Below are 24,435 nucleotides of genomic sequence, written 5' to 3'. Positions count from 1 at the left end.
GATGGGAACAAAGTGCAGTTAGACGTTAAAGAGATTGCAAGCAATTCTAGTTTTATCACTGAGTTGACCACTAATGATGAGTTTATTACCAATGTAGGGAATAACCAGACGTTGATTACTAATATTGTCAACAAGCTCAAAGGCAAATACGGAAATGTTTACTACAATGTAGACGAGAACAGATTCTACTACATCCAAGACGATGGTACTGAGGGTACTATAGATTGGTCGTCAATTAATACGACTAACGTAAGCTTTACGCTTGATGCGGATATGTTGACGGTGACTGATTCCGATGGGAACAAGGTGCAGTTAGACGTTAAAGAGATTGCACAAAACACAGCCTTTATCACAGAAGTAGTAAATCAATTAGAAGGTAAATACGGAAACGTAGAATACAATAGTACAGAGAATAAGTACTACTATATCAAGGACGATGGAACGAAGGAAGAAGTTGATTTAGGCAGCGTAACCCTTGCTGGAGATATAACAGGAGCAACAGGATCAACAAGATTAGACAAGATTCAAGGAAATCCAGTAGTTGCCACAACAGTTACAGATGGACAAGCCTTGGTGTTTGATGGAACTTCTTGGATACCAGGTACACCAGATGTTGATGTAACTAAGGTTATATCTGGTAAAGAGCTGAAATCTGATGCGTCAATTACAGTAACAGATGGTTCTGCGACTTTATTAAAAGAAGCGAGTATTAAAGTGGCAGATGGAGGAATAACATCGACACATATCAAAAATGGAACCATACTTCCAGAAGATATAGCTAATTCTCTATCACCGAATCAAGTCTTGGTAACCGATGCTAATAGTGTTCCAGGATGGGCAGATAAATCAGCAGTGGCACCTGCTTCGCCTTGGTTAGTTCAGGGATCGACAACAGTGGCTACATTAAACACAGAAAACATTTATCAAACAGGAACAGTTGCCATAGGGGCAAGTCAGATTCCAGCTACAGATCCAACGGCAAAATTATTTGTTGCAGGAGATGTAGTGACAACAGGTAAGTTTTTTACAACCAATGCAGTATATGCGGATTATGTATTTGAGAAATACTTTACTGGAAGTTCTGATATCAAACTGACGTATGAGTTTAATACGTTAACCGATATTGCGCGATTTGTCAAAGAAAATCACCACTTACCAGGGGTAACTCCAATTAGTGATTTACGTAAAAATGAAGGAGGGTATGGTTTTGATTTAACAAACCTTTCCGTTGAATTACTAGAAAAAGTGGAAGAGTTATTCTTGCATACTATTGAGCAACAAGACCAAATAGATCAAATGAAAAAAGAACAAGAAGCGGTTTTAGAGCGATTAGAAAAACTAGAAAGATTAATGGAGAAAAAATAAGCAACATAAGTAACAATATCCTTGCTGAAAGTTGCTTTCAGCGAGGATTAAAAAAGAAAAATGTATGAAAAAAGTATATATAATAATGTTTTTCCTATGTTCTATGTTGGTTATGGCTCAAACCCCAGGAGGAATAAATGGGGTAACCATAGAATATTGGTTGAAAGCAGATGAGTTAACAAATACAACCGTACAAGATGGAGCTGATGTTTCTGTGTGGATGGATAAATCAGGAAATACGAGGCATTTTACAAATACCACGGGGTATTATCCTCGATATATCAAGTCTGCAATGAACTTCAATCCTGCTGTTGAGTTTTACAATGACGAAGATGTTTCCAGTTCCAACAATGAAAAACGAAGATTAGAAACGATTGGGAATTTTCAAATGGAGCCAAGTAAATCCTATTTTGTTATTTGGATTTCGCGCTTAGAGAATGAATCCTTTTCAGGATCTATAAAGTATGCGCCAGTTTTTACCTTAAACACAGCCTCAAATGGAGATAATTTTGGTTGGACAGCAGGAACAGGATCGGGGGCACAGCGCTTATGGCATGAGATTCGCGGAACCTCCTATTCACATAGTGAGCAAGAAAGGATATATGGGATTGGTATGGCTATCTTGCCGAACAATTCCTCAACGCCTCAGAGTCAAATTTTAAATGGCTTGGCTAGTACGTCGACCATGGCTGGGCGCACCTTGACCACCGGACAAACGAAAAGTGTGATTGGAGGGGCCAGTTCAGGAACCACAAATCCATACTACTACTATGGGGAGATTATGGAAGTGGTTGTTTTATCCAAAGCTGCTGGATCAGTATTGACAGCCGATGAAATCCGCAAAATAAACACCCATTACGCAATTAAATATGGAATAAGTTTATCCACTACTGCGCCAAACTATATCTTGTCCAACGGAACAGCCATATATAGTAGCATTTTACCAGGCTATACGGATTATAAACACGATGTTTTTGGTCTCGCACGCGATGATCAAAGTGGATTGTATCAGAAACAGGCGATGAGTACCGATAATGCTGCTTTAGCAGTATCTATTGGAGAATTTCAAGAAACCAATGCCGAAAATACATCCACCTTATCAAATAATACGGCCTTAATGATAGGCGGTAATGGACTAGAGGGCAACCAACCCTATAGTCATTTGACGGGAACTGCTTTTGCCAATTATACTCTGCAAATGTATACGGATCCCGCAACGGGCGTGGTTAAACAAGAAAAACTAACCACTTTGTTCAACTATAAGTTAAGAGCAAAAACAACAGGACAAAGTTCATTTACAGTGAATGCCCGTATCGGTATGGGAACCTGGTTATTGGTGGGGGCTAATCCTAACTTCACACCAAGTCAGACTCGCATTTATAAAGTTGTAGATGGAGTTGCTCAGAATGTAGTGATTAACGATGGAGATTATATCGGTTTCACTTCCGAATTTGTGGCCCCAGGTGGAGTGAGTAATGGGTTGAGAATGTGGCTAAACGCCTCAAAGAAAAATACCATTACCCTAGACAGTAGAGGAGAAGTAGTAAACTGGGTGGATTACTCCGGAATGGGAACTACCTATCGAAAAAGAATGGCAAACGGTGCCGCTCCTTCATATGTAGAATACGAAGAAAAAACAAACTTCCATCCGACGGCTTATTTCCGCAAATGGGAAGACTATTTGATTACTGATAAAGCTGCCATGTCGAGGGCTGTACCCTCTGATGTCGCTTTTTATGCAGTTGTAAATCACGATTTCGAAAGTTCATCCCGCTCTTATTTTATTGGATTTGGACAACAAACAATTGGAACAAATGCACGCCGACCATCTTTTGGTGTGTATAGAGGGAGCTCAACAAATATTGATGGATTGGGACGTATTGGATCTTCTGGACTGACCAATAGTCCAAGTCGATTGTTCAACACTGGGGCAACTACAATTGCTGGTTATCACTGGAAAGTAGGATCGACCATTACATTCGAGTTTGACGGTGGACATTCTGAAACGGTAAACCATAAGTACAACAACGTCTTGATGAACGGGCCTGGAATGCTCGGTCTAGGGAGTTCTTCTAAAACCTATACCTTACAAGGGGCAATGCCTGAAGTTATACTCTATGAAGGCGTGTTGTCTAGCAATGAAAAGGAGAGAATTAATTCTTATCTCGGAATTAAATATGCCATTACCATTAAATTAGGTACTACAGCCTCTCCGAATTTTAACTACTTGCTATCTGACAATACCTCCATTTGGAATGGAAATAGCACTTGGAATAGAACCTACCATCACAATGTGGCATCCGTTGTTCGAGATGACGATGCCGATTTGTACAACTACCAAGCTAAATCAACCGATGTGGGGTCTATTGTCCATATGGGTGTGGGTACTAAATTAGGTAGTCATCCTGAGTTAGGAGGTATTCAACACGATAAAACTGCCCTAACTTGGGGACACAATAACGGACCGCTAACCTTGTATTCTTTTGCAGGGAATCAAGAGATCTGTGGTGAAATAGACACTAAACTAAATGGCCGTGTTTGGATGGTTGACAATACAAATTTTAACCAAAGTATCCTAGTACGTGCTGCTGATGCCAACTTCCCTTACAATGGATCCAATTGGCAAGTGTTTTTATTAGTGGCTGATACGGCTGAAAAATTAGCAAATAATCAATGGGATCGCGTAATCCCTATGGATTATTTATTCGATGGTCACCAAGTGAATTACAAATTCCCAACGAATGAGTATACTTATTTTACTTTTGGAGCCAAAGCCTTACCTGGTATATGTGAATCTTGTGATTTTACAGGGGTAAAACGCTTGGAGTTTACCAAGACAAATTGGACAAAAGGGGCAACTGCACAGGTGTTTAACTTAGGAGACGGGTTTACTGCGGACGTAAATGTGACCGTAGAATCACCCTCAACAATGAGAAATCGCTATCCAAGACCTTCTACCTATCGCTCCTTACGAGAATACAGAAGGAGAGGGGATGGCACTAAAAAGATGGTGACGGAAGTGGTGCTCAAACAAAATGGTTCACCTAAAGCAGCCGCTAGTGCTTTTGAAATCTTTGAAGTCGATCGATACGGCAATCGCTTTAGCGAAATTGAAGTGTATGGCGTCTGTGGAAACGGAAGAGTTATCCCTAAGTTGAGTTACGGATCAACAAAACCTACCTACCGCATAACAGGAAATACAGCCAGAGGAAATAAATCTTCAAGCTATGCTTCTGCTAAAGGTAGAATGTATGTTGAATTCGACGTAGCTGTAGAAAAAATTTATATCGTTCATACCTATTCAGGTAGAAGCGGCTCAGGAAATATGCGCATTGGAATTGGACCTATGGACTTCTATTGTTTACCACCATTGCCAGAACCAAACGAACAAGGGTTAATCTTCACCAAACAAGGGCCTACAGAAATGCTCCTTTGTGAAGAAGCAACCTATACTTTCCGCATCGCCAATACAAACTGTGACCCGTATAAACTGAGTTTTAACGATGTGCTCCCAGCTGGGATGAAATGGGTGGGTGAGTCCCTGTCTATTGATGATGCCGCCATAGCTGAAGCAACAGTTAACGACTATGCACAAGGAGCTACTTTGGATATACAAGATCTAATCGTTCCAGGAACTTCAACACTAACTTTTAGAGCCAAAGCAATTTTTGATCTCAATGCACAACCTGGAGTCTATGAGAACCAAGGGAAATTGAGCTATAAGTTGAATAATGATCCTACGCAAACCGTTGAACTATGGAGCTGTGATCGCTTGTCTACTGGATGCGAACCAACGCGTACCCTTGCTACTGGTGATCCAACAGAAAGACCTTTGCCAATCGAATTGATCAGCGCTTTAACCGATAAAGGATGTTATGTCGAAAACGATGTAGTTACAGTATCAGTTAAAGTAAGAAATGCTAATGCATTTACTATTAGCGATATGGTGTCTGAGTTTACGTATAACGAAGAGTTTACCTACGTAAATAATTCCTTGTCCTCCCCAACGCTTAGCTTTGGTGGTTCGGTTGTTGTGGATACCTCAGAATTAGGTAGTTTGATTATTGAAGATTTCGTATTACCACCAGGTGAACACACCCTTACATTTAAAGTGAAAGCACCCGATCAAGCAGGAATAGTACTAGAAGATATTGATCCTAATGATCCATCTCTCGGTCAAAGAGAAACCCCTTTGTACCTTGATTTTGAAATGCTCAACGAATCCGATGACCTGTGTTTAAACACAACGACATCAGAATTGTACGGATCACTAGAAGTTGAATACTGTACTGTTTGTTACTACGACCCTGTAGAAGGAGATGGTGGAAACATCCTAGATTCATCCGGTTATTTGGCCGTTACAACGCTCAATCGACCAGATAAATCATGGATACCAAATCGCGGCAATGCCTTTGTTGTTTTAGAATCAAAAACAAAAGGTTTGGTCATCACTCGCTTGACAACGGCTCAAATTGAAAACCTAAGCCCAGTTGAGGGAATGCTGGTGTACGATACAACAGTAAACTGTCTGAAGATGTATAACGGAACCCAATGGGGCTGTTTAGATCAAGGATGTGTGGATGAATAGGTAATCACAGTGGAAAAAAGCATGGCACATGCTTTTTTCCACTAATCTAAATCAATTAGCAATGATAAATATGATATATAAACACTTTTTTTTCCTCACTGTAGTATCGTGCTTAGGCATTTTTTCAGCTGTAGGTCAAACCTCGATTGGAAAGAAAACAGTAGAAGGAACCGATGTAATCCTTGACTTCAAAGCCAATGATAATAGAGGAATTATATTGCCATGGGTCACAGGAGAACAGCAAGTTGTTTCCCCCGTTGGAGGAACCTTAGTTTTCGATGCTAACGACAAAAAAGTAAAATACTACAGAGCAGGTACAGCTGCCGCTTGGGTTGATTTATCAATCAATGCAGGCGATGTCGATGAGAGTATACAACAATCGGTGGACGAAAGTGAAACCGTTACACCTACCATCATTGGTAGCCGTACTTCAACCGCATCGGGGGTGTTGATTTTAGAATCGACATCAAAAGCCATGGTCTTACCTAAAATGGAAAGCCCCCACCTGAACATTTTAAGTCCAAAAGCAGGAACAATGGCCTTTGATACTGTGTCAAAAATGCTGTGTATTTTCAATGGTACGGAGTGGTCCTTTTGGAAAGTAAATTAAAATTCCAAAAATGAAATAAAATGATTAATTTACGGGTTAAAATAATTAGAAAAATGAAACACGCACATTATACTATAAGCCTTGTTATTGGTCTTTCTGGATGTATTGTACAAGCGCAAGAAACGGAGCAGTCAGTGCTTGCTAATACTGGGGTCATGTTCATTTCTCCCAATGAGATTCTATCGACACAGTTTGATTTTATCAATACAGAAAGTGCCGAAATGATTAATGATGGGACGGTCTACTATTTTCGAAATTTTAACAATGATGGCTTTTATTCGTTTACAAGTCATCGAAAAACGAGTAAAGCCGTTTTTACGCGTTATGGAAAAGAAGAAGGAAAGCAGCTCATTAGTGGACAATCACTTTCGGATTTTTTTGATGTAGAGTTAAATAATTCAACGCCCATAGTGGCTTTCGATTTACAAAATAATATGGGGGTTTTCGGTACTTTAGATTTCCAAAATGGAATCGTCAAAGTAGACGAGACGGTTGATCCCATTCACCAAGTTTCAAAGGGGATGTTGAGCTTTCAGCAAGGCGCAAAAGCGCAGAATGTTAGCGATCAATCCCATGCAGAAGGCCTGGTGGAAAAATTAGGGAAAGAACATTTTGAGTATCCCATTGGTGATGAATCTCTTTTTCGACCTGCGATGATCAGTGCTCCTAAAGACATAAAAGATGCCGTAGTAGCGCAGTATCGCCTAAAAGATGATTCTTTTTTTGCTACGCGAAAAAATACAACAGGTGTCATTAAGCAAATTAACGAGGCAGAATATTGGAAACTAGATGCAAAACTAAAGGGAACGGAAACGGTAATTTTAAGTCTGACTTGGGATGATCGTACCACCCCGCCAGACTTGCTAAAAAATCCAGAAGATGAACTCCACATCATTCGATGGGATGAAAAACAACAGCTTTGGGTAGATGAAGGAGGGGTTGTCGATATGTCTGCAAAAACCATTACCACGCCAACAACGATCAAAGATTTTGGTTATTTCACCTTTGGAACAGTAAAAAAGGATTGGGTATTAGAAGGAGATGTGGTTATCTACAACTTAGTCACACCCGATGGCGATGGTAAAAACGACTATTTTATCATTGACAATATCAACAAATATCCAAACAACCGCGTTGAAATATACAACCGTTGGGGGGTAAAAGTATTCGAAACAACGGGTTACGACCCGCATGGAGATGGAAGTAGCAACGTATTTACAGGCTACTCCGAAGGTAAGGTTACAGTAGACAAAAAGAAAAAATTACCAAGTGGAACCTATTACTACATTGTAACGTACGAATACAAAGATGCGAATGGTAGTCGAATGATTAAGAAAGCGGCTAACTTACACTTAGAGACCAATTAAACCACGAGAATATGAAAGTAAGAAACACAATAAAAACGATAGTTCTTGGGGGGGTAGGTTTGTTTTGTATCGCACCAACATATGGACAACAAGATCCACAGTACACCCAATACATGTTTAACCATTCCAATATTAATCCTGCGTATGCAGGAAGCAGAGAAGGACTGAATATTTTTGGACTGTATCGCACCCAATGGGTAGGCTTGAAAGGCGCACCTAAAACAGCGACAATCTCTATGAATACGCCTTTGGGAGAATCCGGATTAGGCTTGGGCGTTAACTTTACGAATGATCACCTCGGCGTGATGGATGACAATACTCTATCCGTGGACTTATCCTATGCCATTGATTTGAATTACAACTATAAGTTGGCCTTTGGATTGAAAGGATCAGCGAATCTATTGGATGTAAATTACAGCAAATTGGATATTTACAACCCATTAGACCCTGTAGCCAAGGAGGATATCAGCAATGAGTTTACCCCAAATATTGGCGCGGGATTGTTCTTGTATTCCGACAAAGCGTATGTGGGAATATCTGCACCTAATTTGCTGACCAGGACGCGATATGACGACAATGAAGTAGAAACACTCCGTCAAAAATTACATCTATACCTAACAGGAGGATATGTATTTGAACTGAATCCCAGTTTAAAATTCAAACCCGCAGCCATGTTCAAAATGGAACAAGGTTCTCCACTGCAAGTAGACGTTTCGGCAAACTTTATGTTTGTAGATAAGTTTACCGTTGGCGCCGCCTATCGCTGGGATGCATCCGTTAGTGGATTGGTTGGTTTTCAAGCGTCAGAAAATATTTTTGTCGGATATAGTTACGATGCAGAAACAAGTAAGTTAGCCCGTTATAATTCAGGTTCGCACGAAATATTTCTGCGTTTTAGTTTGTTTAATGGATTTAAGCGCGTTGCCGCGCCAAGGTTCTTCTAAAAGCGTTTATTATGGTAAAACAATGGATACAAATTGGAATACTAACCCTAAGCCTTGGTTTAGGAAGTAGTGGATACAGTCAAATTAAACAAGAAAAAAAAGCAGATAAAAGCTTTGATCAAACGGCCTATATCAACGCCATTGAAATCTATGAACGAATGGCTGCAAATGGGTATACCAACAGCTCTATGCTGCAAAATTTAGCCGATGCATACTATTTCAATGGAAAATTGGTCGAGGCAAACAAGTGGTATACCGAACTTTTTGAAGGTAGCTATGACGATAAAAACCTCGGTGAATTGCCTTCGGAATACTTTTATCGCTACAGTCAAACTCTTCGCGCCGTACAAAATTACGACAAAGCACAAGAGGTGATGAATCAGTTCGCCCTCTTGGAAAAAGAAGATATTCGCGTTGCGGAATACAATAAGAATCGAGAGTACCTCTCTCATATTGAACATCACTCCAATCGCTACGACATTCGATTGCTAAATATCAATAGTCCCTATTCTGATTATGGCGGAACCATCCTTGGAAACAAAATGGTCTTTACTTCAGCAAGGGATACCGATCGCCAAAACAAAAATAAAATTCACTCCTGGACCAATGAACGCTATACGCTCTTGTATACTGCCGTAATTGATAAAAATGGTGTAGCTACCCCTGAATTGCTTCCCATGGGAGACAACCGCGATGTAAATGATGCTACCGCAGTTTTTACCAAAGACGGTAAAACCATGTACTTTACGCGAAATAACAGTAAACCAAGCGGTAAAAGCAAGCAAAATAAAGCCCATAATTCTTCGCTTAAGATATACAAGGTTGTAAAGCAAACGGATGGGTCGTGGGGACAAGTAGAGGAATTGCCGATTAATTCGGATAATTTCAATACTGCCCATCCGGCTTTAACACCAGATGAAAAATGGTTGTACTTCGCTTCAGATCGAAAGGGAACCTTAGGACAATCTGACTTATTTCGCGTAGCGCTTTATCCCAATGGGGGATATGGCCCTGTCGAAAATCTAGGCAAAGGTATTAATACCGAAGGACGCGAAAGCTTTCCTTTTATCTCTTCCGAAAATCAACTGTACTTCGCTTCTGATGGACATCCAGGACTTGGGGGAATGGACGTTTTTGTCGCCCAACTCTATCCAAACGGAAGTTTTGGCCCTGTAATTAATATGGGAGAACCCATTAACAGCAGTATGGACGATTTTGCGTTTTTCTATGACCCCAAAGAGAAAAAAGGCTTCGTTAGTTCTAATCGCCCTGGAGGTAAAGGCGCTGATGACATCTATTTATTTGCAGAAAAACAGTGTAATCAAACCATCCAAGGAAAGGTGTACGACTTAGATACGAATGAAATCTTATCCGATGCGCGCATGATTTTCTCTGATGCATACTATCAAAAAATGGATACTCTTTACACCAATAGCCAAGGAGAATACCAAATTACAGGTTTGGCATGTGGAGTGAAGTACCGCATTAAAGCCGAAAAACAACACTATAACACCGTAGAGCTCGCTTTTTCTATCAAAGAACAAACAGAGCCAAAAACAATTGACATTGGCTTAGAACGCACAGAAAAGCCATTACAAGTAAATGACGACTTGTTCAAGCGTCTACAATTAAAGCCTATTTATTTCGACTTTGATAAAGCTACGATTAGACGGGATGCAGCTATAGAACTGATGAAAATCGTCGAAGTAATGCGACAATATCCAACGATGAAAATTGATGTCCGCTCTCATACAGACAGCAGAGGAAACGACAGCTATAATTTGAGCCTCTCGGATCGCCGTGTCCAAGCAACCATAGCCTGGATGCAACAACAAGGTATTGAGGCGAATCGCTTGACAGGCCGTGGCTATGGAGAAAGCCAGTTGCTCAACCATTGTAGTAATGGTACTCCTTGCTCTGAGGCAGATCACCAAGTCAATCGTCGAAGCGAATTTATTATTGTGGCCATGTAATACGCACAAAATAAGCGACGTTTAGTCACAACACTATGCAAGTACTACTAAAAAACAATTCAGCTGCTCTACCTCTTTGAACAGTTGAATTGTTTTTTTTTAGCACCACCATTTCGCCATACACCACACGGCTACAACCTAGCATTCGCTTGCATTTGGCTGAACGCTTAAGCTATTTTACAAATATATACCTTTGTATAATTAACTTAATTAAGTTGATTTTGTTTGTATTAGGTTTATAATTTCAGATATTTTGTTTAAATTTATGTAAAAAATTGCTTTATAATGAAAAACACCCCTTTTGATGATTTCGCGTTATTTGATAGCTATGGAAATAAATATGACTTTATATTGCTCGAGATTGAACAAGCCATACAGCTCGGAAGTTCCTATAGTAAAGAATTGAGCAAACAAGATTTTCTAAAGGTCATTTATATTACGGAGGGCGAAGGCATTTATTATGCCGACCTAGAAGCTTTTGAAGTAAAAAAAGGCGATGTGTGTTTCGTGAGTAATTTTCATCATCACCATTGGAATTTTAGCAAGAGTATTAAAGGCTATGTCATCAATTTCAAATCGGCCTTCCTCACTAAATTTATCACAAACCATATGTTTCTGCAAGAGCTCGCCTTTTTTAATCGCTTTACCACGCACAACATTTTGGAGAACAACTTTTCTGGCAATCGGGTAGAAAGCGCCATTCAGAGTATTTTACATGAACTAAAAATTGAGATTAACAAGGATATCAACTTGATTCGTATCTATTTACTAGAAATACTTTTTGTGTGTAAGCGCAAAATGGACCGAAAGAATGAAAGTAGAAGCGAGAGTGTAAACTCCAATATCATCATTGATCAATTTGAACAATTAATTGAGAATCACTTTTACGAATACAAATTTCCAAAAGAATACGCCAAGCACCTTGTAGTAACCCCAAATTACCTCAATAGTGTTTGCCGAAAGATGAGGGGAAAGTCGGCTGGTGATATGATTCGCGATCGCATTTTGTTGGAGAGTAAACGCTTGTTGATTTCGACCAACCTATCTGCCAGTGAAATTGCCTATCGACTTAATTTTAAAGATAGTTCTTATTTCACTCGATTTTTTAAAAAATACGTATATACTACCCCCGATGAATTTAGACGAAATAATTAGATTGATTGTCATACCCATCAGTACGGACAACGAGATAAATAAAAAGCGAAACCCATGAACATGCGTTTCGCTTTTTTATGTAGTAGTGCTGCTAACTCTAATTGTTGGATTGGAATACCCTTAAGCTTCTTCTTCCTCTTCTGCTAAAAATGAGAGGAGTTGCGCTTGCATCTCTTCAAGTGAAACAATTTGCGTATCGGGGTGTTGCTTCAACCAATCGCCGTTTAGCTGAATCAAGTCCTCCAAAGGAAAACTGCGGTCTTCTAGCAATTGTGCGATCTCTTTTCCCTTCTCCAACGGATGTTGTAAGAATTTAGCAAGCTTTACTTTGCTAAAGAGCTTCATTTGACGCATCTGCTTTTCAAAATAGGCCAAGTGATCTACTGAACCAATGGCAGTTAACCCTGCTTGGATAATTTCAATTATATCCAAATCCCATTTCGTCTTGTGGATGAAAGAAGCTAATCCCTCTTCTTTTACCGTATTATAGTAGTAATCTACGCAATAACTCGCAAATGCATCGGGATGTAACTCATCATCACCCACATCAGAATGACGCAAATAATTGACTACAGAGATATTGGACTGGATTACAGCTAGTGCCGTATTCGTGGCTAGGGCATCTTCAGACAATAAAATAGAAGGAAATTCTCTCATGTTTATTCGGATTAAAACGCAAAGGTAAAGCAATTGAAAAGCATATCATAACCGTTTGAACCGATTTTGTGGAATGTGGATGATTTCCACACCATTTCTACACTCCTAACAAACTGTTGAAGGAAAAAAAACAGCTCTACCTAGGATTATAGGGTGTTTTTTGTTAAAAAATGGTTGATTAGTATAAAAAAGAATGGTTTTTGTATTATTACTATCAACTTAAAAAACATAATATGATGAGAAAAGAAACAAGACACACAGGAAAAACAAGCGCAAAAGCTATGATTAGCAGCGCAAGCAGAAGTGCAGTTAGGAGAGTAGCGAGTATGATGTTCGTTTTTAGTTTACTTGCTTTTGTATCACTAGCGTGTAGTAAAGATGATGATCCCGTTGACAATGATCTCTTTGTAGGGCAGTACAAAGGACACATCACTTACACAAAAGGGGAAACGCATATTGATGCCAAAGATGGAAAAGTGGAGGTAGTCAAGGTAGGAAAGAATTACAACTTTATTTTTTCTGATGACATACCTAATTTAACAGGTGTTCAATTTGAAAAAGAAGGTGAAAATACAGTGATCAATATTGGATCCGATGAGGCCCACTTGATAAAAATAGACGAAAGTACCTTGTTTATCGCCTATACAAAAGACGGCGAAATTTGGTCTGCCAACTGTAGTAGATAAATCGTATTACAACAAGTTGATTTTAATTAGCTCATGAAAAGAGGGTGTTCCATAAGGGGCACTCTCTTTTTTCAGTTAGGGGAGCGGCTTGTTGTAGTATTGTTTTAGCTGTAGCATACCGCATAAAAAATGCCCCAAAAAGGATCTAACTTTTTGGAGCATTTAAATAGGTATAGGATTGTTAGGCTATTTTGATAGCCTTATTTTTATACTGATGCAACTTAGAGGTTGCGTCGTTTCATTTCTGTTTCAATTAGATCTAACTCGCGATTTGTTTGACCTTTAACCGAGGTGTTCTCTTGTGCACGGCGGATTAAATAAGGAATTACGTCGCGAACAGGACCAAACGGAAGATATTTGGCTACGTTGTAATTGGCTTTGGCTAAGTTGAAACTAATATTATCACTCATTCCGTATAATTGACCAAAGAAAAGGCGTTTATCATGGTGAGCGATTTGGTGTTTCTCCATTAAATCCATCACCAATTTAGAACTGTTTTCGTTATGTGTTCCAGCGAATAAAGCCATGCAGTCCATGTTTTCCAACATATAGGTTACACCCGCATCGTAGTTGATGTCTGTCGCTTGTTTGTCTACACAAATAGGCGATTTATACCCTTTTTGCGCAGCGCGTTCTCTTTCAATTTCCATATAGGCACCACGAACAACCTTCATCCCAATGTGAAAGCCTTCTGCTTTTGCAATCAGGTGCAAGTCTTTTAAAAACTGCAAACGATCCCAACGGTACATTTGTGCAGTATTGTAAATCAACGCTTTCTCCTTGTTGTACTTGCGCATCATATCCAATACAATTGCATCTGCTGCATCTTGCATCCAGCTGTGCTCAGCGTCAATCAACAATAATACATCATGGTCATAAGCAAATTTACAAGCCATGTTAAAACGGTACACAATGCGTTCCCATTCTTTTTCTTCCTCAGCAGTAAATGGTTTGCCTTCTCCCTTTTTTACAAACATATCAAAACGCCCAAAACCTGTTGGCTTGAATACAGCAAATGGAATTGCATCTGGTCTTCCTTTTGCTAATTCAATCGTTTTGATCGTCATGTTTAATGCCGCATCAAACTGTTCTTCGGTTTCTTTTCCCTCTACAGAATAGTCCAACACGGAGGCAACACCACCTTGTTTGTACATTTTATCCACTACACCCAAACAATCCACTTCGTTGATTCCACCACAGAAATGGTCGAATACCGTTGACCGGATTAATCCTGTTACAGGTAAATGGGTTTTGATGGCAAAATTAGCAAGAGATGATCCCATTTTTACAAGAACGGGTTTGCTAATCATTTTGAATAAAAAATGAGCTCTCTTTAACTCCTTATTATTCTTAAGTGCAAATGCTACTTCTGTATTGTTAAATAAGTTTTTCATTATGTAGTAATGATAAATGTTGGGCAAATATACTGACTCTTTTACTTTTAATTCAATTTTTTCTCCTTTACTTTGTGTGGAAATTGAAAGTAAATGATAAAAGTAGAAACACCAGATTATCCGATCTATTTTGGCGTAGAGGGTTATGCTGTTTTAGGAGAGCAGCTCAATGAAAAAAACTACAGTAAGCTGTTGATTCTTACAGACTCCACGTGTAATGAACTTTGTTTGCCTCATTTTTTAGCTCATTTGCCCACAACTGTTCCCTTTGAAATCGTAGAAATTGAAGCAGGGGAGACGGCCAAAAACCTAACGACATGTGAAGGCGTTTGGGCAGCAATGTTGGAGCTAGGCCTCGACCGTTATAGCGCCCTAATCACCGTGGGTGGTGGTGTGGTCTCTGATTTAGGCGGATTTGTCGCTTCTGTTTACATGAGGGGAATCGACTGTTATATCGTACCTACTACTTTATTGGCCATGGTCGATGCATCCATTGGTGGGAAAACAGGCGTAGACCTCGATGGAGCTAAAAATTGTATCGGTTCTTTTGCCATGCCCAAAATGGTTGTCATCGATGCTCAATACCTAGAAACACTTGAGGCCAGAGAACTCAAATCGGGCTATGCGGAAATGCTCAAACACGGATTAATCTACGATGAAAGCTATTTTAATCACTTAAAAGATATTGCTCAAGTCGATTTTGGCGATATTGAAACCCTCATCTATCACGGGGTTGCTATCAAAAGTCAAATCGTTCAACAAGACCCCCAAGAGCAAGGATTGCGCAAAATATTGAACTTTGGACACAGCATCGGCCATGCCGTTGAAAGTTATTATTTGACAAATCCAAATAAAGAACGTATGTTACACGGAGAAGCAATTGCCATCGGAATGATCATTGAATCTTATATATCAACTGTTACTTTGGGGTTAAATCAATCAATATATCAAGGAATAAAAGAATCAATTCAGTATATTTATGGAAAACAAATATTTTCCGAAACAGAGATAGAAGAAATCCTGTCCTGGCTAAAGTTTGACAAGAAAAATAGAGCTGGTGAGATTCGAATGGTTTTATTGTCGAAAATAGGGGAGGCATCCTATGATGTGGAGGTCACTAAAGATTTGATATTTAGTGGGTTTGTGGATTATTTAAAATAGTAATTATTTTAAGTGTCTTTTTACTATTTCGATTTAATATTTTGTTACATTTGCCCTCGTGAAAATAGATGTTTTATATATTAGATTGTGTGTTTCATCTCGAAGAAACATCAAGCGTTTTGTAAGAAAACAAAAGGCTAATTTTGTATATACGATTATTAAATATTCAAAGGAAGCGTTGAACTCTTTTCGTTTTCGACATAAGCTGCCCATTGTATTTGCCAATATTAGAGTTTGAAAAGCGGTTTAATCACCGTTTAGATTAAAATAATTAATAACTTTTAAAATTGACTTTTCAAATGAACACAAAATACGTTGATCTAATCAATCAAACTTTTTATTTCCCCCAAGAGGAGTTTAAACTAAATAAGGACAATCTTCAATTTCACAATATTGATTTAATGGGGTTAGTTGAAAAATACGGTACACCCTTAAAATTCACTTATTTACCAAAGATTTCAGATAATATTGCTAAGGCTAAAGGTATCTTTAGAAAAGCAATGGAGAAAAATAAATACAAAGGGAATTATTACTACTGCTATTGTACGAAGAGTTCGCATTTTTCTTATGTCTTAAACGAAGCCTTCAAAAATGATATTCACGTAGAAACATCGTCTGCTTTTGACGTAAATATCGTGGAGAACTTGTTGGAAACAGGTAAGATTAACAAAGATACTTTCGTTATTTGTAACGGTTTCAAACGCAGCCAATACATTGACAATATTGCGAATTTAATCAACAACAAGCACGACAATACTATTCCAATTATCGACAATTACGAAGAGCTAGAGCTGTTGCAAGACCAAATTGAAAAGAAATTCAAGATCGGTATCCGCATCGCTTCGGAAGAATCTCCAAAGTTCGAATTCTATACCTCTCGTTTGGGAATTGGATATAAGAGCATTTTGCCTTTCTACAGAAAGCAAATCGCAGATAATCCAAAGGTAGAATTGAAAATGCTTCACTTCTTTATCAACACAGGTATACGTGATACAGCCTATTACTGGAATGAATTGGTGAAGTGTTTGAAAGTGTATATCACCCTGAAAAAAGAATGTCCTACGTTAGACAGCTTGAATATCGGTGGTGGTTTCCCAATCAAAGATTCCTTGGCTTTTGAATTCGACTACCAGTACATGGTAGATGAAATCATCAACCAAATTAAAATCGTTTGCGAGGAAGCAGAAGTAGACGTGCCAAATATCTTTACTGAATTTGGGTCTTATACCGTTGGAGAAAGTGGAGGGGCTATATACGAAATCCTATACCAAAAACAACAAAATGACAGAGAGAAGTGGAATATGATCGACTCTTCTTTTATCACAACATTACCAGATTCTTGGGCAATTAATAAAAGATTCATTATGTTGCCAATTAATCGTTGGAATGATGCGTATGAGCGTATTTTGTTAGGGGGATTAACTTGTGATAGTGATGACTACTACAACTCGGAGCAAAACTTAAACGCCATCTATTTGCCGAAGTACAACAAAGAAAAGCCGTTGTATATTGGATTCTTTAATACGGGAGCATACCAAGATACAATCGGAGGATTTGGTGGTATTCACCACTGTTTAATTCCGCAGCCGAAACACATCTTGATTGACAAGGATGAAAACGGAATCATCGCATCGGAGTTGTTCTCTGAACAGCAAACAGCAGAGGAAGTATTAGAAATATTAGGTTACAACAGAAATAAATAAACACATAACAGTAAAAGATTAATAAAATGAGTAAAGGACCAATTAGTCAGTTTATTGAGCATCAATATAGACACTTTAATGCAGCTGCATTAGTAGATGCTGCAAAAGGATACGAATTGCATTTAGCAGAAGGTGGAAAAATGTTAATCTCTATGGGAGGAGCAATGAGTACTGCAGAATTAGGTATTTCATTAGCTGAAATGATCCGTCAAGATAAAGTTCACTTTATTTCTTGTACAGGAGCTAACTTAGAGGAAGACGTAATGAACTTAGTAGCTCACTCACACTACAAACGAGTGCCAAACTATAGAGATTTAACGCCAGAGCAAGAAAGAGAATTATTAGACAATCACTATAACCGCGTAACGGATACTTGTATCCCTGAAGAAGAAGCATTCCGTCGTTTGCAAAAACACTTAGAAGATGTATGGCATGCTGCTGAAGCTAAAGGTGAGCGCTATTTCCCACACGAATTCTTATATCAAGTAGTGAATTCAGGTGTGTTAGAGCAATACTACGAAATCGACCCTAAAGATTCTTGGATTGTGGCAGCAGCAGAGAAAAACTTGCCTATCGTTGTTCCAGGATGGGAAGATTCAACTTGTGGTAATATCTTTACTTCAAACGTTATTAAAGGAAAATTAAACGTACACACTGTAAAATCAGGAATTGAGTACATGATTTACTTGACAGAGTGGTACCGTGCTAATTCTGGTGGTAAAGGAGTTGGATTCTTCCAAATCGCAGGAGGTATCTCTGGAGATTTCCCTATCTGTGTTGTGCCAATGATGTACCAAGATTTAGAGTGGGAAGACGTTCCTTTCTGGGCGTATTTCTGTCAAATCTCTGACTCTACTACTTCGTATGGTTCATACTCAGGTGCAGTGCCAAATGAGAAAATTACGTGGGGTAAATTGGATGTAGATACACCAAAATATGTAATTGAGTCGGATGCAACAATTGTGGCTCCATTAGTATTTGCCTACATTCTAGGTCATTAATGAATAGACAAAAAATCTTAATAAAATATCCGTATTTTATTTGTTAATTAGGATTTAGCTATTACATTTGAAAACGAAATAAAGCAATAAATATAAAATGAAGAGAGTAATTGTTGATTACGCGAAATTAACAAACGAAATTTTGACACTTTTAGTGGAAAAGTTTCCTGATGGTTATGACGACTCAGATATTATTCGTTTTAAAAATATTAAAAACGAAACTGTTGAAGCTGTAGAGGTAAGAACAGAAGACACCATCTATTTAGTTAAAGTAAGTACTAAGTTAGCAGATCGTATCGAAAACTTCGACGACGAAGATGAGGATGATTTTGTAGATCCTGCAGATGATTCATTAGATGCATTGAAAGACTTAGAAATTGCTGACGAAGAAGATTAACAGTTTCAAGACATATTATACAAAGAGCTACCGCAATGCGGTAGCTCTTTTTTTTTAGTCTTGATCTACTTCCCATTTCAGTAAAACCATATCTACTAACTGTCTGCCATTTTCAAAAATAGGCTCGGGATAATAGTCGATAAAAAAGTTTTTGCGCTTGTCAAAAAGGACAAAGCCATTGCGCTGGTAAAAGCGAATTTGAGCATCGCCTGTATCCCCCGTCCCAACAATTAAAGTTTTGTAGTTTTGCTCTTTGGCTAGCACTTTAATATAATCGAGTAAAAAACTGCCAATCTGCTTGTTTTGAAAGGCTTCAGCAACCGCTATATTTTTTATTTCCAGCGTATCTGCAGTAAGTGGATACAAACAAAAAACGGCTATTTCCTCTTGTTGGTAGCAAACGCTATACACTCGGCTGTCGTCTATATAGTGCCCTATAGCTTCGACCGTCTCATCTGCTAAGAGTAGCAGCGACATCGGGTAGGCTTTATCTTTAATTTCAGTAATTTGAAGTGATTCTCCTAACATAAAAGGTGTGTTTTAAACCTACAAAATTAACAAGTTCCAAGCAGTTGTACTAAAAGAATGACCATAGATTGTGTATTTAGCGGTAGATAGGCTTTTTATGTGGTTTAGAAAAGAAGTTTTTCTGTAAAATTTGAATATATTTGCAAACATTATAAAAAGACAATAAGTTACTAAAAATATGAAAGCAGGTATTGTAGGATTGCCTAATGTTGGAAAATCAACACTATTCAATTGTTTGTCAAACGCTAAAGCGCAAAGTGCTAACTTCCCATTCTGTACAATTGAGCCCAATGTTGGGGTTGTAAACGTGCCAGATCCGCGTTTATTGAAATTAGAAGAATTGGTAAACCCTGAGCGCGTTTTGCCAGCAACAGTTGAAATCGTAGATATCGCCGGATTGGTAAAAGGAGCGAGTAAAGGTGAAGGATTGGGTAATCAATTCCTCGGAAATATTCGCGAGTGTAATGCGATTATTCATGTTTTGCGTTGTTTTGATAACGACAATATCGTTCACGTTGATGGTAAAGTAAACCCAATTCGCGACAAAGAAACAATCGACATCGAATTGCAGTTGAAAGACCTAGAAACCGTTGAAAAACGCTTAGAAAAAGTAAAAAAAGCAGCTAAAACAGGAAATAAAGAAGCACAAGTAGAAGCAGATTTATTAGAGCGTATTAGAGAAACCTTATTAGCGGGAAAATCCGCTCGTGTGGTAGAGGCAAAAAACCAAGACGAAGAGGAATTGTTGGAAGCTTTTCAATTAATTACCACTAAACCAGTGTTATACGTGTGTAACGTTGACGAAGGTGCTGCAGTTCATGGAAATGCCTATGTGGAGCAGGTAAGAGAATTGGTGAAAGACGAAAATGCAGAAGTAATTGTATTGGCTGTCGGAACTGAAGCGGATATCACAGAACTTGAAACCTTTGAAGAACGTCAAATGTTCTTGGAAGATTTAGGTCTTGAAGAGCCAGGTTCGTCAAAATTGATCCGTTCAGCATATAAGCTTTTGAAATTGCAAACGTATTTTACCGCAGGTGTAAAAGAAGTGAGAGCATGGACAATTAACGTGGGAGATACAGCGCCTCAAGCAGCAGGAGTAATCCATACTGATTTCGAAAAAGGATTCATCCGCGCGGAAGTGATCGCCTACGATGACTATGTAACTTTTGGTTCTGAAGCTAAAGTTAAAGAAGCAGGTAAACTTAGAGTAGAAGGAAAAGAGTACATTGTAAAAGATGGTGATGTGATGCATTTCCGTTTCAATGTATAAGACATAAAAAAGAGAAGAATCAAGAAAGAGAGGCCTTAATAACCTCTCTTTTTTTGTATATTTAAGTTTTTATTTATCAGATTAAGGTCATTTATGCTAAAAAAAATAGCACGATTTGTAAAGGTGATTATCTTGTGTTTTTTTACATTTGTCATCGTTTACCTTGGGGTATTTTATATCTTATCCCTCTGGCCCTATCAGCAAGACGCAGCAAGAGAAAAGCCTGGTGGACAAGAGATAACCATCTATTTGTCCACTAATGGAGTTCATACTGATTTTGTGCTTCCTGTAACCACAACGGTTATAGATTGGCAATCAACGTTTGATTTTGAAAGTCGTACCATTCGCTGGGTGGCCTTTGGTTGGGGAGATAGGGGATTTTATATTGATACGCCTACATGGAGTGATTTGCGCATGAGTACAGCACTTCAGGCGCTTTCAGGTGTCGGTGCTTCAGCGATGCACGTAACGGCCTATTCGGCTTTTGCAGCAGGCGATCAGGCAATAAAGCTCACCTTAACCCCAGCGGAATATCAAACCCTCGTTCATTATATTCAGGCGAGTTTTGTCGAGGAACATGGGGAGTATCAACGCATAGATGTTCCAGGGTATGAAGCATCTGATGCGTTCTATGAAGCAAAAGGAAGTTATAGTTTATTTTATACGTGTAATACCTGGGTGAATCAAGGATTGAAACAATGCAATCAAAAAGCCGCCCTATGGGCCTTACACGATCAAGGAATTTTAAGGCATTATAAATAAATATGATTCAGAAAATACCATATAAGAAAATAGGAAAGTTATTGAAACAGTCAGTGGTTGATTTCTTAGACGATCGTGCGACAACCTTTAGCGCGGCCTTGTCTTACTATACTATTTTTGCACTGCCCCCTTTAATTATTTTAATTATATCGGCTTCGGGATTTTTCTTAGAAGAAAAGGACGTTTCCTCTTTTTTCTACCAGCAAGTTGGAGATTTAGTCGGTCCTAATACGGCCAAAGAAGTGGAAAATGCCATGAATAATGTGACCCTCAATCGCTCAGGAGTCTTGCCTACGATTATTGGGGTAGTTATGTTGCTGTTTACCGCCTCGGGTGTTTTTGCAGAAATACAAAGCTCACTCAATTATATTTGGGGATTTGTAGCAAAACCCGAAAAAAGCGTTATTCGGTTAATTAAAAATCGACTGTTGTCGTTTGCTATGATTGGGTCGGTTGGTTTTCTCTTGTTAGTGAGCTTGTTAATCAATTCTATAGCTAGTATTCTTTTTGAGTATTTAACAACCTATTTCGCAGAGTCTACGATTTATTTGGTTCAACTAGTCAATAATATTATAGTATTTTTGATTATTACCCTCTTGTTTGCAGTTATTTTTAAAACCTTACCCAATGGGATAATCCGCCTAAAAGATGCCTTTATAGGGGCTGCTTTTACAGCCATACTGTTTATGGTAGGTAAATTTGGCATTGGTCTTTATTTGGGTACTACAGCTAAATCCTCTCTTTACGGTGCCGCAGGTTCAATTATTGTTATGCTAATTTGGGTCTATTACTCTGCCATGATTTTGTATTTTGGTGCTGAATTTACCAAAAATTATGCTTTGTTGTTTGGTCAGCGAATCAGACCTGGAGCATTTTCTTTAGAAATTGATAAAAATGCCATCAAAAAGACGGAAGAATAGAAAGTTTAACATGCAAAAAAACGGTATTTACAAATTTTTATCATTTTTATTTTACCTTAAATAGTAGTATTTTAGCACAAATTCCAACAATTTATATGCAAAATCAAAATCAGTATACTGAAGACAATATTCGTTCTTTAGATTGGAAAGAACATATCCGTATGCGTCCGGGTATGTATATCGGTAAGCTTGGTGATGGATCGTCTCCTGATGATGGGATTTACATCCTGATCAAAGAGGTAATTGACAATAGTATTGATGAGTTTGTGATGGGCACAGGAAAAACTATTGAAGTTACCCTAAAAGACAAAATGGTTACGGTTCGTGACTTCGGACGTGGTATTCCATTGGGAAAGGTGATCGATGTAGTGTCAAAAATGAACACAGGAGGAAAGTACGACTCAAAAGCATTTAAAAAATCAGTTGGTCTTAACGGAGTAGGTACGAAAGCAGTCAACGCACTGTCCACGTATTTTCGCGTGGTTTCTGTTCGCGATAACCAACAAAAAGCCGCAGACTTCTCAGCTGGGAACTTGGTCAATGAAGAAGAGTTAATCGAAACAACCAAGCGCAAAGGAACCAAAGTGTCCTTTATCGCAGATGAAAAGATTTTTAAAAACTACAAGTACCGCAAGGAGTATATTGAGCGCATGCTCAAAAACTACTGTTACCTGAACAAAGGACTGACGATCATCTTTAACGGAGAAAAGTTCTACTCAGAAAACGGGTTGAAAGACTTGCTCAATGAAAATATCGATCTAGAGGATCAAGTGTACCCAATCATTCACTTGACAGGAGATGATATTGAAGTGGCAATTACACACAGTAAAAGTCAGTACTCTGAAGAGTACTATTCCTTTGTCAACGGGCAAAATACCACACAAGGAGGAACGCATTTAGGCGCTTTTAGAGAGGCTTTGGTGCGTACATTAAAGGAGTTCTACAACAAAAACTTTGAAGCATCAGATATTCGAAAGTCGATTGTAGCCGCAATTTCAGTAAAAGTTGAAGAACCTGTATTTGAATCCCAAACCAAAACAAAATTGGGATCAACTGATATGGGCCCCGATTTGCCAACAGTGCGTACCTTTGTGAACGATTTTGTGAAAACACAACTCGATAACTACCTTCATAAGAATCCAGAAATTGCAGATGCGCTGTTGCGCAAAATTTTGCAAGCTGAACGCGAACGCAAAGAATTGTCAGGTATTCGAAAAATAGCAAAAGAACGCGCCAAAAAAGCGAGCTTGCACAACCGCAAACTACGCGACTGTCGCGTGCACTTAACGGATATTAAAAACCCGAGATACCTCGAAAGTACCTTGTTTATTACCGAGGGAGATTCTGCGTCGGGATCAATCACCAAGTCAAGAGATGTCAACACACAAGCCGTATTTAGTTTGCGTGGAAAGCCTCTGAACTCCTACGGGATGACGAAGAAGATTGTTTACGAAAACGAAGAGTTTAACTTACTACAAGCCGCACTCGATATTGAAGAGGATTTCGAAAGCCTGCGCTACAACAACATCGTAATCGCTACCGATGCCGATGTCGATGGAATGCACATCCGCTTGTTGTTAATTACTTTCTTCTTGCAATTCTTCCCAGAACTTATCAAAGAAGGTCACTTATATATTTTGCAAACGCCTTTGTTCCGCGTTCGAAACAAAAAAGAAACCATCTATTGCTATAGCGAAGAAGAACGCGTAGCGGCAATTGAAAAGCTTAAACCTAAACCCGAAATCACGCGATTTAAAGGATTGGGAGAAATTTCACCAGATGAATTTCAACACTTCATCGGAGAAAGTATTCGCCTAGATCCCGTGATGTTGGACAAATCCATGTCTATCGAAAAGATGTTAGAGTTTTATATGGGTAAAAATACCCCTGATAGACAAGAATTTATCATTGATAATTTGAAAGTTGAACTTGATGTTGTAGAAGAATAGAC

Annotated in this window: 18 protein-coding genes and 1 pseudogene; 16 read left to right on the top strand and 3 right to left on the bottom strand. The window is 38.7% G+C overall.

Features of this window, described 5'->3' with window-relative positions:
• Nucleotides 1-12 precede the first annotated feature (12 nt).
• From HX062_RS07535 to HX062_RS07505, 7 genes are all read left to right on the top strand, one after another.
• Nucleotides 13-1,365 (top strand): hypothetical protein, encoded by a 1,353-nt coding sequence (locus HX062_RS07535; protein ID WP_502888500.1) that lies wholly within the window; start codon nucleotides 13-15, stop codon nucleotides 1,363-1,365.
• Between the two features lie 64 nt (nucleotides 1,366-1,429).
• Complete coding sequence (locus HX062_RS07530; protein ID WP_286466994.1) at nucleotides 1,430-5,953, top strand: DUF8202 domain-containing protein; 4,524 nt, start codon at nucleotides 1,430-1,432, stop codon at nucleotides 5,951-5,953.
• A gap of 61 nt (nucleotides 5,954-6,014) precedes the next feature.
• Complete coding sequence (locus tag HX062_RS07525) at nucleotides 6,015-6,563, top strand: phage tail-like protein (protein ID WP_286466993.1); 549 nt, start codon at nucleotides 6,015-6,017, stop codon at nucleotides 6,561-6,563.
• Between the two features lie 53 nt (nucleotides 6,564-6,616).
• Entirely contained in the window at nucleotides 6,617-7,930 is a 1,314-nt protein-coding gene (locus HX062_RS07520) for a T9SS type B sorting domain-containing protein (RefSeq protein WP_286466992.1), read from the top strand.
• Nucleotides 7,931-7,941: 11 nt separating this feature from the next.
• Nucleotides 7,942-8,874, top strand: coding sequence for a PorP/SprF family type IX secretion system membrane protein (locus HX062_RS07515; protein WP_286466991.1), 933 nt, complete (start codon nucleotides 7,942-7,944; stop codon nucleotides 8,872-8,874).
• Between the two features lie 11 nt (nucleotides 8,875-8,885).
• Entirely contained in the window at nucleotides 8,886-10,847 is a 1,962-nt protein-coding gene (locus tag HX062_RS07510; protein WP_286466990.1) for an OmpA family protein, read from the top strand.
• A 285-nt stretch (nucleotides 10,848-11,132) separates the two neighbouring features.
• Nucleotides 11,133-12,002, top strand: a complete 870-nt coding sequence (locus HX062_RS07505) for an AraC family transcriptional regulator (RefSeq protein WP_182627708.1) — start codon at nucleotides 11,133-11,135, stop codon at nucleotides 12,000-12,002.
• Between the two features lie 120 nt (nucleotides 12,003-12,122).
• Here HX062_RS07505 and HX062_RS07500 read toward each other — a convergent pair whose 3' ends face one another.
• Entirely contained in the window at nucleotides 12,123-12,659 is a 537-nt protein-coding gene (locus tag HX062_RS07500) for a DMP19 family protein (RefSeq protein ID WP_286466989.1), read from the bottom strand.
• 233 nt (nucleotides 12,660-12,892) lie between these two features.
• Here HX062_RS07500 and HX062_RS07495 point away from each other — a divergent pair, with 233 nt between their 5' ends.
• Nucleotides 12,893-13,345 (top strand): hypothetical protein, encoded by a 453-nt coding sequence (locus tag HX062_RS07495; protein WP_255492428.1) that lies wholly within the window; start codon nucleotides 12,893-12,895, stop codon nucleotides 13,343-13,345.
• A gap of 221 nt (nucleotides 13,346-13,566) precedes the next feature.
• Here HX062_RS07495 and HX062_RS07490 read toward each other — a convergent pair whose 3' ends face one another.
• Nucleotides 13,567-14,739 (bottom strand): proline dehydrogenase family protein, encoded by a 1,173-nt coding sequence (locus HX062_RS07490; RefSeq protein WP_182627704.1) that lies wholly within the window; start codon nucleotides 14,737-14,739, stop codon nucleotides 13,567-13,569.
• A gap of 93 nt (nucleotides 14,740-14,832) precedes the next feature.
• Between HX062_RS07490 and aroB the strand changes: the two genes are divergently transcribed.
• The 4 genes and pseudogenes from aroB to HX062_RS07470 form a co-directional block, all read left to right on the top strand.
• Nucleotides 14,833-15,900 (top strand): 3-dehydroquinate synthase, encoded by a 1,068-nt coding sequence (gene aroB / locus HX062_RS07485; RefSeq protein WP_182627702.1) that lies wholly within the window; start codon nucleotides 14,833-14,835, stop codon nucleotides 15,898-15,900.
• Between the two features lie 299 nt (nucleotides 15,901-16,199).
• On the top strand, nucleotides 16,200-17,603 hold the full coding sequence (locus HX062_RS07480) for a type III PLP-dependent enzyme domain-containing protein (RefSeq protein ID WP_182627699.1): 1,404 nt from the start codon (nucleotides 16,200-16,202) through the stop codon (nucleotides 17,601-17,603).
• Between the two features lie 26 nt (nucleotides 17,604-17,629).
• Complete coding sequence (locus HX062_RS07475; protein WP_182627697.1) at nucleotides 17,630-18,604, top strand: deoxyhypusine synthase family protein; 975 nt, start codon at nucleotides 17,630-17,632, stop codon at nucleotides 18,602-18,604.
• A gap of 97 nt (nucleotides 18,605-18,701) precedes the next feature.
• Nucleotides 18,702-18,998: pseudogene (locus HX062_RS07470) on the top strand (DNA primase); the annotation flags it as partial.
• A gap of 57 nt (nucleotides 18,999-19,055) precedes the next feature.
• Here the strand turns inward: HX062_RS07470 and HX062_RS07465 are convergent.
• Nucleotides 19,056-19,529 (bottom strand): GNAT family N-acetyltransferase, encoded by a 474-nt coding sequence (locus HX062_RS07465; RefSeq protein WP_286466988.1) that lies wholly within the window; start codon nucleotides 19,527-19,529, stop codon nucleotides 19,056-19,058.
• Nucleotides 19,530-19,707: 178 nt separating this feature from the next.
• Between HX062_RS07465 and ychF the strand changes: the two genes are divergently transcribed.
• The 4 genes from ychF to HX062_RS07445 all read left to right on the top strand — a co-directional run bounded on the left by ychF (nucleotide 19,708) and on the right by HX062_RS07445 (nucleotide 24,433).
• Nucleotides 19,708-20,802: a redox-regulated ATPase YchF gene (gene ychF / locus HX062_RS07460; RefSeq protein WP_182627693.1), complete on the top strand. Its 1,095-nt coding sequence runs from the start codon at nucleotides 19,708-19,710 to the stop codon at nucleotides 20,800-20,802.
• Nucleotides 20,803-20,895: 93 nt separating this feature from the next.
• A complete protein-coding gene (locus HX062_RS07455) occupies nucleotides 20,896-21,564 on the top strand; it encodes a TIGR02117 family protein (protein WP_286466987.1) in 669 nt (222 codons plus the stop codon).
• A 2-nt stretch (nucleotides 21,565-21,566) separates the two neighbouring features.
• Nucleotides 21,567-22,484, top strand: coding sequence for a YihY/virulence factor BrkB family protein (locus tag HX062_RS07450; protein WP_220497684.1), 918 nt, complete (start codon nucleotides 21,567-21,569; stop codon nucleotides 22,482-22,484).
• Between the two features lie 95 nt (nucleotides 22,485-22,579).
• Nucleotides 22,580-24,433: a DNA topoisomerase IV subunit B gene (locus HX062_RS07445; RefSeq protein WP_182627689.1), complete on the top strand. Its 1,854-nt coding sequence runs from the start codon at nucleotides 22,580-22,582 to the stop codon at nucleotides 24,431-24,433.
• Nucleotides 24,434-24,435: the final 2 nt, after the last annotated feature.

Source organism: Myroides sp. DF42-4-2 (genome assembly GCF_030326445.1).
Taxonomy (GTDB): Bacteria; Bacteroidota; Bacteroidia; order Flavobacteriales; family Flavobacteriaceae; genus Flavobacterium.
This window is presented reverse-complemented; position numbering and strand designations above follow the sequence as displayed.